The sequence below is a fragment of the Methylobacterium sp. Leaf361 genome, assembly GCF_001424445.1.
Lineage (GTDB): Bacteria > Pseudomonadota > Alphaproteobacteria > Rhizobiales > Beijerinckiaceae > Methylobacterium.
This window is the reverse complement of the sequence record NZ_LMPY01000025.1, coordinates 32750-45529: the sequence shown is the minus strand read 5'-3', so window position 1 is coordinate 45529 and position 12780 is coordinate 32750. Positions and strand designations below refer to the sequence as shown.

Genomic DNA, 12780 nt, shown 5'->3' with positions numbered 1-12780 from the left:
TTCGGCGGGTCCGTAGAGGTTGTGCACCCGCGCGCCGGTGCGGGCGGCGACGGCGCGGGCGAGGTCGGGCGGCAGGGCCTCGCCGCTGGCGACCAGTCGGGTGAGGCTGGCGGTGTCGTCGAGGGCGCCGGCGGCGAGGGCGGCCGAGAGCTGGGCGGGCACGAAGTGCAGGAGGGTGACGGCGTGCCGGCCGATGAGGCGTGCGATGGCGTCGGRGTCGCGGTGGGCGCCGGGTGGCGCCAGGACGAGGCGTGCGCCGGTGACGAGGGGCAGGAGGATCTCCCAGACGGCGACGTCGAAGGAGACGGGGGTCTTGTGCAGGATGGTGTCGTGGGCACCGACGCGCAGGTGGTCGGCCATCCAGGCGAGGCGGTTGGCGAGGGCGGCGTGGGTGTTGGCGCAGGCCTTGGGGGTGCCGGTGGAGCCGGAGGTGTGCAGGACGTAGGCGAGCGCGTCCGGGTGGGGSGCGCGGGTGCGGGGCCGGACGGGCCGGGCGGCGTCCGTGTCGGCGTCGGCATCCGGATCGGCATCCGGATCGGCGTCCGGATCGGCGTCCAGGACGAGGGGCGCTCGCCCTGCGGCGTCGGCGAGGGCGGGGTGYYGGTCGGCGAGTTCGGGCTGGGTGAGGAGGAGGYCGGCCTCTGCGGCGAGGGCGGCGAGGCGGGCTGSGGGCAGTTCGGGGTTGAGGGGGAGGATGRSGGCGCCGGTCCTGAGGACGGCGAGCCAGGCGGCGGGCAGGTCGCAGGTGCGCTCGAGGAGGAGTCCGACGACGCGCTCGGGTCGGGCGCCGGCGCGGGCGAGGCGTCGGGCGATGGCGGTGGCGCGGGCGTCGAGGCCGGCGCGGGTCAGGCTGGTCCGGGCGTCGGTCACCGCGATCGCGTCCGGGTCTTGCGCGCGGTGGCCTGCGAAGGCGGCGAGSACGTCGCCGGCGCCGTCCGGRTAGGCCCGGGCGGTCGCGTTCGCCGAGTCGATCACCGCCCGGTCGGAGGCCGTGAGCGCGCTCGCCGCGTGGATGGGCCGGTCCGGCGCCGCGACGAGGGTGCGCAGCAGGGCGAGGAACCCGTCGCGCCAGCGCCGGGCGGTGGCGTCCGCGATCAGGCCGGCATCGTACTCGAGCTGGCAATCGATGCCGGTCCCGTCGGCGGCGACGTCGAGGGCGACGTCGAACTTGGCGCTCGCCACGTCGACGTCGATCCGCGCCGCCGCGACCCCCGCGAGGTCGAGGGGGGCGGTATCCCGGCTGGGGCGGAAGTTGAACGCCGCCTGGAAGACCGGCGTGGTCGCGGCGTCGCGCGCGATCCCGGTCTCTGCCACGAGGCGCTCGAAGGGGACGTCGTCCTCGGCCAGGAACGCCATCGCCTCGCCGCGCAGCCGCGCGCAGAGATCGCGGAAGCTCCCGCGCGGATCGAGGCGGACGCGGTAGACCTGCGTGTTGACGAGGAAGCCGACGAGGTCCTGCAGCTCGGGGCGGGTGCGGGCGGCGTTCGGCACGCCGACGGCGAAGTCCGTCTGGCCGCTCAGGCGGGCGAGCAGCACCTGCCACGACGCCAGCAGCGCCACGAAGGGCGGGCACGCCTGCGACCGGCAGAACGCGGCCACCGCGCCGGCGAGGTCGGCGGGCAGGGTGAAGTCGACCCGCCCGCCCGGGCGGTTCGCCAGGGGCTGGCGGGGATAGTCGAGGGGCAGGTCCAGGGCCGGGACGGCGTCGCCGAGGTAGCGGCGCCCGCGCGCGATCGCCGCGGACCCGGCCGCGCCGTCGAACCGGGCGCGCTGCCACGCGGCGAAATCCACGAAGCGCAGGCGCGGGGCGGGCAGCGGCTGCCCGATCCGCGCGGGATCGGCGAGGGCCGCGCGGTAGGCCTGCGCCAGATCCCGGAAGAGCCGCGCCGTCGACCACGCGTCCACCGCGATGTGGTGCATCACCACGAGGAGGACGCGCCCGCCCGCCGGATCCGCCTCCGACAGGACCGCGCGCAGCGGCGGCGCGCGGGTGAGATCGAAGGGGCGGCGGCTCAGGGCGCGCAGCGCCGCGCCCGGGTCACCGTCGAGGGCCGGGACGCGCTCGAGTTCGAACGGCACGTGCGGGTGCAGGATCTGGCGCGGGCCGTCGGCGGTATCCGCCAGCGCCGTGCGCAGGACGTCGTGACAGGCGATCAGGCTCCGGAACGCGCCCTCGAGCGCCGGGACGTCGAGAGGGCCGGCGAGGCGGAAGGCCCGGGCCGAGTGGTAGGCCGGGCTCTCCGGGTCGTAGCGCTGGTGGAACCAGAGCCGCGCCTGCGGGAACGACAGGGACGCCGGGCCGCCGGCGTGCCGCGGGATGCCGTCGGCCGCCTCGGCGTCCTCCCGCAGCAGGCGGGCGAGGGCCGCTTGCCGCGCCGCGTCGCGCGCGCCGACCCCGGTCACGCGCCCACCCCGGCGAGGCCGGCGCGCTCGGCCTCGCTCAGGCCGGCGATTTCCAGGCGCAGGCTCGCCGTCTCCTCGATCGCGTCCGGCGGGGCGTAGGGCCCGAGCGCCGCGGCGAGGGTCGCGGGCGTGCTGTGGTCGAAGACCAGGCTCGGCGGGATCTCGACCTTGAGCAGCTTGCGGATGCGCGCCGTCAGCTTGATGACGAGGAGCGAGTTGCCGCCGGCCGCGAAGAAGTCGCCCGCGGCCCCGAGGCGCTCCGCCGGGAGGCCCAGCAGCTCCGCCATGGCGTCGGTGAGCACGGTCTCGAGCGCCGTGCGCGGCGGGACGCCCGTGCCCCCGTCCGGATGGGCGTCCGGAGTGGGCAAGGCGGCGCGGTCGATCTTGCCGTTGGCCAGCCGCGGCAGGCTGTCGAGGCGCAGGATCGGGGCGGGCAGCCACGCGGCGGGCAGGGTTTCGGCCAGCGCCGCGAGGAGCGCGGCGGGTGTCCGCTCGGGGTCGGCGACCACGTAGGCCGCGAGTCCGGTCGCGCCGTCCGGCCCCGTGAACGGGCGTACCGCCGCCTGGCTCACGCCGGCGAGGCCCGCCAGCGCGGCCTCGACCTCGCCCGGCTCGACGCGGTGGCCGCGCAGCTTGATCTGGTCGTCGGCCCGCCCGGCGAGCACGAGGCGGCCGCCGGGAAGCAGGCGGGCCCGGTCGCCGGTGCGGTAGAGCCGCCCCGCTCCGAAGGGGTTGGGCGAGAACGCGCCCGCGCCGCCGGCCTCCGTGCCCGGGAGGTAGCCGCGGCAGATCTGGGCGCCCCCGAGGTGGAGCACGCCGACCGCGCCGGTCGGCGCGAGCGCGCCCGCCGCGTCGAGGATGTAGGCCTCGCTGCCGGCGAGCACGCGGCTCAGCGGCAGGCTCTCGTCCGGCGGCGCGGTGGCCGCGTCCGGATGCACCAGCACGCCGACACAGGCCTCGGTGGGACCGTAATGGTTGGCGATCCGCGTCGTCGGCGCCGCCGCCCGGATCCGCCGGACTAGGGCGGCCGGCGTCGGCTCGCCGCCGAGCACCAGCAGGGCGGGCAGCGCGGGGTCCTCGACGCTGTCGAGGAGGGCGGCGAGGTGGGACGGGACCAGTTTCGCGCAGGCGACGGCGTTGCCGCGCAGGAAGCGTGCGAAGGCCGGGCCGTCGGCCATCTCGGCCTCGTCGGCGACCACGAGGCAGGCGCTGAGGCGCAGCGCCGCGAACAGCATGGTGTTGCCGAGGTCGGCCGCCACCGTGGAGGTCAGCGCGAAGCGCCCGTGACCGGACAGGTCGAGGGCGTCGATGACGGCCTCCGCGTAGGCGCGGATCTGGGCGTGCTCGATCACCACGCCCTTCGGCGTCCCGGACGAGCCGGAGGTGAAGAGCAGGCAGGCCATGTCGGAGGGGTCCCGGGCCTCGGCGGGGTGCCGGGCCTCACCGAGGCCGTCGAGGATCGCCCCGAGGGCGTGCCGGCCGGCCGCGGGGTCGGCCGAGAGCGCCACGGTCAGCGCGGGCCGGGCGAGCGCGATCAGGCGGTCGCGGCGGGCCTGCGGCCAGGCCGGGTCGAGGGGCAGGTAGGCGCCCCCCGCGCGCCAGACCGCGAGGATCGCCACCACGAGGTCGACGGAGCGCGGCAGGTCCAGGGCGACGACGCGCTCGGGACCGACGCCGCGCGCGGCGAACCAGGCGCCGAGGCGCGCGACGCGGTCCTCCAGCGCGGCGTACGACAGGGTGCGGCCGGCGCCCACGAGGGCGGGGGCGTCCGGCGCCGTCGCCGCGTGGCGGGCGACGAGGACCGGAAGGGTCTCCGCCGGCAGGGCGCGGGCGGCCGGGCGGCCGAAGGCGCGCAGGCGCACCTCCTCGCGCGCGCCGACGAGCGGGTAGGTCGCGAAGGGCGTCGCGGCCTTCGCGGGCAGGCGGGCGAGCAGCGTCTCGACCTGATCGAGCAGGGTCTCCAGGGCCTCCACCGCGTAGCGGCGCGGGTCGGCGTGCAAGGTCAGCGCGGCGAGGTGCCCCTCCGCGTCGAGGGCCGGCTCCAGGCAGAGCTCGAACCCGGCGGGTCCGGGCAGGAGCCGGTCCTGCGCGGCCCCCTGAGCCGCGAGCGCGAAGCCGACCGCGGGGCGGCGGTCGTCGCCGGCCGCGTCGAGGGGGCAGAGTTCCTGGAAGGCGCGGTGCTCGTCGAGCCGTGCGGCGAGACCGGCCGCGGCCTCCGAGACGCTGGTCTCCGGCGGGAGGACGAGGCGCAGGGGCAGCGTCTTGGTGAAGACGCCGACCGTGCCGGCGAAGACCGCGTAGTCGCGCCGGCAATCGTGCGCCCAGCCGCCGAGGATCTCCGTCCGCTCGGCGAGGCGCGCCACGAGCAGCCACCACGCGGCCTGGAGCACGGCCTCGGCGCCGGCCGCGGCGAGGTCCGGCCGGGCCAGCGCCCGCGCGAAGGCGTCCGTGACGGCGGCGTCGACGGCCCGACTCAGCCGGATCGCGGCGGCCGGCTCCTCCACCGCGTCGGCGGCCGCCCCGCGGCGATAGGGCAGCCGGAGGGGCGCCGCGCCCGCGCCGATCTGGTCCCGCCAGTAGGCTTGGCCCTCGCCGTCCGCGTCGTCGGCGGCGACCGCCTCGCGCCACTCCGCGTACTGGGCGTAGGTCGCGGCCTCGGGATCGGCGCCGGGCGCCGCGTCGTCCGCGCAGGCGGCCGCGACCTCCGACAGGACGCGGTCGAGGCTGCCGGCATCGACCGCGAGGGCGCTGGCGACGAGGCGCAGCCGCGGCGTCGCGCCCGGCAGGAGGACGGCCGCGAGGGTCCGGCCGCGCTCCGGCGCGAGGCCGACGGTCCCGACATCTCCCTGCGGCGCGCCGGTATCGAGCGGGATAGCGGGCGCGCCGGCCTCGGCCTGCCGCAGGCCGCGGAAGCCCGGTTCGCGCACGAAGGCGGTGCGCAGGACGTCGTGGCGGGCGGCGACCGCGGCGAGGCCGCGGCGGAGGCGGTCTGCCTCGACCGGCCCGGGCAGGTCGATCTCGGCGACGAGATTCGGCGCGGTGCCGGTCTCGTCGAGGCAGGCGCGCTGCTCGGGGGTCAGCGCCCGGGTCGGCGCCGCGAGGGAGGCCGGCGCCCCGGTCATCGCCGCGCCGGTCATCGCCGCGCCGGTCATCGCCGCGCCGGTCATGCCGCCGCTCCCGTGACCGCGCCGCGCTCGACCATGTCGCCCATGGCGACGACGATCCGGCGCGGCCCCTCGTAGGGGTCGCGGGCATGGGCGGCGAGCATGTTGTCGAGCATCACCACGTCGCCGGGGCGCCAGTCGAAGCGCACGGCGATCGCCTCGTAGAGGCGGCCGACCTCGTCCATCACCGCGTCCTCGATCGGCGTGCCGTCGCCGTAGTGCACGTCGCGCGGCATCCGCTCCGGCCCCACGAGGCCGAGGAGGTCGGCGCGCACCTCGGGGTCGAGGCAGCGCGGATGGTGCAGCTGCACCTGGTTGAAGAACGACTTCTCGCCGGTCAGCGGGTGGGTGATCACCGCCGGGCAGCGCGTGCGGGTCTGGAGCGTGTCCGCGTCGAGCCAGGCGAAGTCGACGCCCTCGGCCCGGCAGCGGGCCTCCACGGCCGCGCGATCCTCGGTGTGGAAGAACCGGCGCCAGTCGACGTCGAAGCGCTCCGTGAAGGTGCGGACGTAGATCAGCCCCAGGCGCTCGAAGCGGTCGGCGATCGCCGGCGGCAGCTGCCGGTACAGCGCGCGGCAGTCGACGATGGGCGTCGCGCCGCCCACCGGCGACGGCTGCTGGCAGAAGAACCACTGCTTGCGCGGCCAGGCATGCAGGTGGCTGCTCTCGTTGTGGTAGAGGATCATCTCCCGCTCGGGGTAGGGCGTCGAGCGGTAGGTGTTCTTCCCGCCCTCGTTCTTGGGTAGGTCGCCGTACCCGCCGTAGAGGCCGGGCTGGAGCGCCTCGGCGAAGGCCTCGAATTCCTGCGGGGTCGCGATGCCGAAGCCGCGCAGCAGCAGGCCGGCGTGGCGGCGCAGCTTGCCCTCGACCCAGTCGCGCTGGGCGGTCGCCCAGGCCACCGCGTCGACGTCGGCCGACAGCGGCTCGATCACGAGGGGGAAGTCGCGCCCGGGCGCCAGGGTCGAGAGGCGGGCCGGCTCGCCCGCGGCGGCGGCGGGTTTGCCGGCGCCCAGTCCCTTGAGCTTGTCGAGCTTCGCTTCCAGGCGGCCGGTGCGCGGGAGCGACGGGGCGGTGTTCGACATGACGGGGTCCTCCGGGTCTCGTGAGGGCGGGAGCGCGGGCAGAAGGTCGGGCAGGCCGGGCAGCAGGGTCGGGAGCGGGGCCGCGGGCGCGGCGGCGGCGGCGGCGAGCAGGGTCGCGTAGGCCTCCGCGAGGCGCGCGACGCGTTCGGGGGTGAACAGGGCCGTGGCGAAGACCCACTCGGCCGCGATCCCGCCCCCCGGCGCGGGCGGGTCGAGGAAGAGCGCCATCTCGAATTTCGAGCCGTGCGCGCTGGCCGCCCGGGCCTCGGCCGCGAGCCCCGGGACCCCGAAATCGCCGGGCGGCGCGTTCTGCATCACGAACAGGGCCTGGACGAGGGGGGGACGGGCGCGGGCGCGCGGGATGTCGAGGGCGTCGACGATCCGGTCGAAGGGCAGGGTGGCGTGCTCGAAGGCGGCGAGGACGTCCTCGCGGACGCGCTCGATCAGCGCGGCGAAGGACGGGGCGCCGTCGAGGCGCGCCCGGATCGGCAGCACGTTGACGAAGAAGCCGATCAGCCCGGCCAGCTCGGGGTGCGGCCGGCCCGCGACGTCGGTGCCGACCACGAAGCGTTCGGCCCCGCTCAGCCGATGGAGCAGGGCCTGGAAGCCCGCGAGCAGCACGACGAACGGCGAGGCGCCGCGCGCCCGGCCCAGCTCCGCCAGACGGGCGACCAGCGGCCCCGGCAGTTCGAAGCGGACGGAGCCGCCGGCCTGCGACGGGACCGCCGGCCGCGGCCGGTCCGTCGGCAGGGGCAGCAGGGCGGGCACCTCCGCGAGGTGCCCGCGCCAGAACGCGGTCTCGGCCGCCGCCGCGCGCTCCACGGCCGCCCGGTGCCAGCGCGCGAAATCCGCGTACTGGACGGGGAGGGGCGGCGCCTCCGCGCCGCGATAGGCGGCCCCGAGTTCGGAGAGCAGCACGCCGACCGACCAGCCGTCGCCGACGAGGTGGTGGAGGGCCAGGACGAGGCGGTGATCGTCGGCGGCCAGGCGCAGGAGCCGGGCGCGCAGGAGCGGCGGCACGGCGAGGTCGAACGGCGCGGCCGCCTCCGCGGCCTCGCACGCGGCGACCCGGATCTCGCGGGCGCCCGGATCGAGGTCGGTGAGGTCGTCGACGGGCACGTCGAGGGCGACCGCCTCGGCGATCCGGGGCTCCGGAAGGCCGTCCTCGCCGGTCGGATAGCCGGTCCGCAGCACGGCGTGCCGGGCGACGACCCGGCGCAGGGCCGCGGCGAGCCGGTCGGGCTCCAGCGGACCTTCGAACCGGATATGTCCGACCATGACGTAGGCGCCGCGCCCGGCCGGGTCGCCGAGCCGCTCGGCCAGCCAGAGCCGCTGCTGGCCGAGCGACAGCAGGGGCGGGCCCGCGCGCGGCAGGAGCGCGGGCGCCGGCACCGCGTCGCGGGGCAGCGCGTCGATCCGCGCCGCGAGGTCGGCGAGGGTCGGGGCCGCGAACAGGTCGCGCAGCGGCAGGGCGACCCCGAAGGCGGCGCGGACGCGGTCGACGGCGCGCATCGCCAGGAGCGAGTGGCCGCCGAGTTCCAGGAAGCCGCGCCCGCGCGAGACCTCGTCGAGGCCGAGGAGATCGCACCAGATCGCCGCGAGGGCGCGCTCCGTCGCGCTCCGGGGCGGCTCATCCGGCGACGCAGCACCCTGCGGCCGCCGGTAGAGGTGGAGGGGGGTGAGGTCGCCGGCCGCGAGGCCGTCCCGGCACGCGCCGCGCCGGAGCTTCCCGCTCGTGGTCTTGGGCAGGGTGCCCGGCGCCAGCAGGGCCACGAGTTCCGCCGGCTCGGCCAGCACCTCCGCCAGCGCGGCGTCGACCGCGGCGGCGATCTCCGGCGCGCGGGCGGCGGCGCTCCGGCCGATCTCGGCGGCGATCCCGATCGCCTCGCCCGCCGGGCCCTCGACCGCGAAGGCCGCGACCCGCCCCGGGCGGAGGGCCGGCACCCGCGCCTCGACCGCCGTCTCCACGTCCTGCGGATAGACGTTGTGGCCGCGCAGGATGATGAGGTCCTTGGCGCGCCCGGTTACGAAGAGCTCGCCGCCGTCCAGGAAGCCGAGGTCCCCGGTCCGCAGCCAGGTCGCGCCGTCGCGGGGCACGAAGGTCGCCCGGGTCGCCTCCGGGTTGTTCCAGTAGCCGCGCGCGACGCAGGGGCCGCTGAGCCAGATCTCGCCGACCGTGCCGTCGGGGCAGGGGAGGCCCGAGCGCGGGTCGACGATCCGCAGGTGCTCGGGCCGGACCGGCCGGCCGCTGCTCGCGAGGGCGGTCCCGGCCTCGTCGGCGACGGCGCGGCCGGCCGCCAGCGCCGCCGGCGCCACGCTCAGCCGGCGCCACGGCGTGCCCAGGGGCTTGGCCGCGACGAGGAGGGTCGCCTCGGCGAGGCCGTAGGCGGGGCTGAGCGCCGTCGGCGCGAAGCCCGCCGGGGCGAAGCACGCGGCGAAGCGGGTGAGGGTCCGGGGCCGGATCGGCTCGGCACCGCTGTAGGCGACGCGCCACCCGGCGAGGTCGAGCCCCGCCAGCGCGGCGGCGCCGACGCGCTCGCAGGCCAGCCGGTAGGCGAAGTCCGGGCCCCCGCTGATCGTGCCGCCATGCGCGCCGATCGCCTCGAGCCACGAGGCGGGCCGGGCGAGGAAGGCCTGCGGGCTCATCAGCACGAGCGGCGCGCCGGCGAAGATCGGCTCGATCAGCCCCGCGATCAGGCCCATGTCGTGGTAGAGGGGCAGCCAGGAGACGAAGACGTCGTCCGGGCCGGGCGCGATCGCCTCGGCGAGCCAGCGGGCGTTGGCGACGATGTTGCCGTGCGTGACCTCGACGCCCTTGGGATTCGCGGTCGAGCCCGACGTGTACTGCAGGAAGGCGAGGGTGTCGGGCGGGCACGGGACCGGCCGCCACGCCTCCGCCCCGGCGCTGCCGACCGCGTCGACACAGACGATCGCGCTTACGGAGCTGCCCGCGCAGGTCGCCGTCACGGTCTCGCGGTTCGCCCGATCGGTCAGGACGTGGCGCGGTGCCATGTCGGCGATCATCAGGGCGAGGCGGGCCGCGTGGTGCGGATCCCGCGTCTCCGGCGGGAAGGAGGGCACGGCGACGAGGCCCGCGTAGAGGCAGGCGAAGAACGCCACGACGTAGTCCGGCCCGCTCGGCAGGGCGATGAGCGCCCGCGCGCCGGGCTCGGCGTCGCGCTGGAGGCGCGCCGCGAGGGCGCGGACCCGCCGGTCGAGCTCCGCGTAGTCGAGGGACGCCCCGACCGCGCGCCCGTCCGTGAGGAAGCGCAGGGTCAGCCGGTCGGGCGTGGCGGCCGCCCGCGCCCGCAGGATCGCCACGAGGCTGTCGTCCGGCGCGGGCCGGTGCGGCGACGGCGCGCGGTGCGCGCGGCCCACGTGCAGGCTCTCGTGCAGGCTCACGTGCAGGCTCCCGCCTGGCGGCCGCGCGGCGCGGCGGCGCGGTGCTCCACCACGAGGCCGCGCTCGAGCTTCACGACCTGGTCGGCCCGGTCGAACCAGCGGTCGTCGTGGGTGACGACGAGGATCGTCCGCCCCTCGGCGGCCAGCTCCGGGAGGAGCGTCTCGTAGAAGGCCGCCCGGGAGTCGGGATCCTGGTCGGCGGCCCACTCGTCGAAGATCATCACGGGCCGGTCCTCCAGGCAGGCGACCAGGAGGGCGAGCCGCTTGCGCTGGCCCGTCGAGAGATCGCGGGTCGAGAAGACCCCGTCCCGGAGGCTGACGCGGCCGTCGAGGCCGAGGCGCGTCAGCCACGCGCGCGCTTGCGCCTCGCGCGCGGCGTCCGGCCGGCCGAGCAGCGTCTCGAACAGGTGGAAATCGGAGAAGACGGCCGCGACGTGCGCGCGGTAGCCGGCGAGGGCCGCGCCCGCCACCGGGCGGCCGTCCAGGCACAGCGTCCCGCCGGTCGGCGGGTGCAGTCCGGCGATCACCCGGGCGAGGCTGGTCTTGCCGGAGCCGTTGCCGCCGACCAGGAAGGTGATCTCCCCGGGGCGCAGCGTCAGGTCGACCGGGCCGAGGTCGAAGCGGTCGCCGGTCTGCGGATCGGCCCGGTGATGGGTCACGCCCCGCAGGGTCACGGTGGCGTCGCGCCGGGGCGCGGCCGGGCCTGTCCCCGGATCGCCGACCGGCTCGGGCGGCAGCTCGGCGAAGGCCGCCTCGATCCGCCGCGCGCCGACGCGGGCGAGGTTGACGAGCGGCATCGTGTTCAGCACCGCCTCGAGCGGCCCCATCAGGTAGAGCAGGGCGATGACGTACCCGGTCGTCACCGCCGGGCTCTGCGCGCCGGTCCCGGGGACGAACAGCGCGAGCCCGATCAGGGCCAGGAACAGGATGCGGCCCCAGCCCGCCGCCAGCGCGAGGAGGGCGAGGCCGCGCCGGCGGTGGTCGGCGACGCGGGCGATCGCGGTCGCCAGGACCGCGTCGAGGAAGTGGCGCCCCTTCTCCCGGTTGAGGCGCAACTCCTTGGCGCCGCCGTGCAGCGCCTGGAAATGTCCGACGAGGCGGTCCTGCTCCGCCCCGGCCCGGGCGAGGTGGCGCGTGACGCGGCCGTAGCAGGCGGAGTAGCCCGCGGCCCCCAGGGCGATCGTGAGGGCCGAGGCCAGGAACAGGGGGAACGACAGGTAGCCGAGATACGCGAGGGTCGCCGCGACCACCGCGCAGTTGGTGACGAGCACGGGCAGCGCCGTGAGGAAGTTGGCGACCTGGTTGGCGTCCTCGGTCACCAGCGCCTGCACCCGGGCGCTCCCCACAGCCTCGAGATCCGCGAACGCGGCGGCCTGGACGCGCGCGGCGATCGCGGACCGGAGATCGGCGAGCCCGCGCTGCCCGAGATCGGCGAAGAGGGCGCGCGAGACGACGAGCGCCGCGCAGGCGAGGAGGGCGGTCGCCGCGAAGGCGGCGACCCGGTCGGCCCGGGCGGGCTCGGACGCGTGGAGCGCCCCGTTGATGAGCACGATCAGGCCCGTCGTGGCGATCCCGCCGACGAGGCTCGCCGCGCCGGCCAGCACGAGCCGGGCGCGGGCGCCCCGCGCGAGGGCGCGCCACAGCGCGGTCCCTGGCGCGGACCCGGGCTCCGCGAAGGCGAACGCCGCCGCCATCACTGCGCGCGGCCGGCTTGCGCCATCGCCACCACGACCTTGCGCGGGCCCTTGAAGGGTGTCCGCGCGTGGGCGGTCAGCATGTTGTCCAGCATCACCACGTCGCCGGACTGCCAGGGGAAGACGACGGTGTGCGCGGCGAGCACGGCGCGGATCGCGTCGAGATCCGCGTCGGGGATCGGGCTGCCGTCGCCGTAGTAGACGTTGCGCGGCAGGTCCGGCTCGTCGACGAGGTCGAGGAGGGTCGCGCGCACCTCCGGCTCGAGGTTCGAGACGTGGAACAGGTGGGCCTGGTTGAACCACACCGGCTCGCCGGTCTCGGGGTGGCGGGCGGTGCCCTGGCAGACCTGCCGGGTGCGGAGGTCGCCGTCCGGCTTCCACTCGCAGGTGATCCCGTGGCCGGCGCAGTACGCCTCGACCGCCCCTCGGTCCTGCGTGCCGAATACCTGCTCCCAGGCCACGTCGAGCCCGTTGCCGTAGTTGCGCACGTACATCAGGCCCCGCTCGGCGAAGCGCGCGCGAATCGGCTCGGGCACGGCGCGGTAGATGGCGCGGCTGTCGGCCAGCGGCGTCTCGCCCCCCTCGGGCGCCGCCTGCTGGCAGTAGAACCAGATCTTCATCGGCCAGTCGCGGGCGTAGGCCTGCTCGTTGTGCAGCGGGATGTGCTGGTGGGGCGGGTACTCGGTCGAGGTGTAGACCCCCTGGGTCACGGGGCTGCGCGGCGTCGAGCCGAACTCGTAGCTCAGGAGGTCGTGGCCGAAGCCCGCCGCGAAGCTGCGGAACGCGTCGGGCCCGTCGAGGCTGAAGCCGCGGAGCAGCAGGCCGCCCGCGGCGTGGAGGTGCGCCTCGGCCGCGGCCCGGATCGCCGGCAGCGCGTCCGCGAGCGCCGCGCCCGCGGCGCCCTCCGGCGGCGTGACCAGGAGCGGCAGAGGACCCTCGTCCCGCAGGGGCTTGGTCACGAGTTCCATCACGGCGTCCTCCATGGTGACATCCCGTTCGTTCGCGCCGCCGGCCCGCGCGCCGCCGATGGGCGGG

General features: G+C 77.0%; 5 protein-coding genes. All 5 read right to left on the bottom strand.

The features are described from left to right. The coding region (locus ASG32_RS34540) for a condensation domain-containing protein (protein WP_199866136.1) at positions 1–2403 on the bottom strand (2403 nt) is incomplete at its 3' end. Beyond that, positions 2400–5570 (bottom strand): amino acid adenylation domain-containing protein, encoded by a 3171-nt coding sequence (locus ASG32_RS19265; protein ID WP_056529532.1) that lies wholly within the window; start codon positions 5568–5570, stop codon positions 2400–2402. The genes ASG32_RS34540 and ASG32_RS19265, both read right to left, overlap by 4 nt. Further along, on the bottom strand, positions 5567–10051 hold the full coding sequence (locus ASG32_RS19260) for a TauD/TfdA family dioxygenase (protein ID WP_056529528.1): 4485 nt from the start codon (positions 10049–10051) through the stop codon (positions 5567–5569). The genes ASG32_RS19265 and ASG32_RS19260 overlap by 4 nt, the downstream gene beginning before the upstream one ends. Continuing rightward, positions 10048–11745, bottom strand: a complete 1698-nt coding sequence (locus ASG32_RS19255) for a cyclic peptide export ABC transporter (protein WP_056529525.1) — start codon at positions 11743–11745, stop codon at positions 10048–10050. Before ASG32_RS19255 ends, ASG32_RS19260 begins: the two co-directional genes overlap by 4 nt. Beyond that, positions 11745–12728 (bottom strand): TauD/TfdA family dioxygenase, encoded by a 984-nt coding sequence (locus tag ASG32_RS19250; protein ID WP_056529523.1) that lies wholly within the window; start codon positions 12726–12728, stop codon positions 11745–11747. Before ASG32_RS19250 ends, ASG32_RS19255 begins: the two co-directional genes overlap by 1 nt. Between the last annotated feature and the right edge of the window lie 52 nt (positions 12729–12780).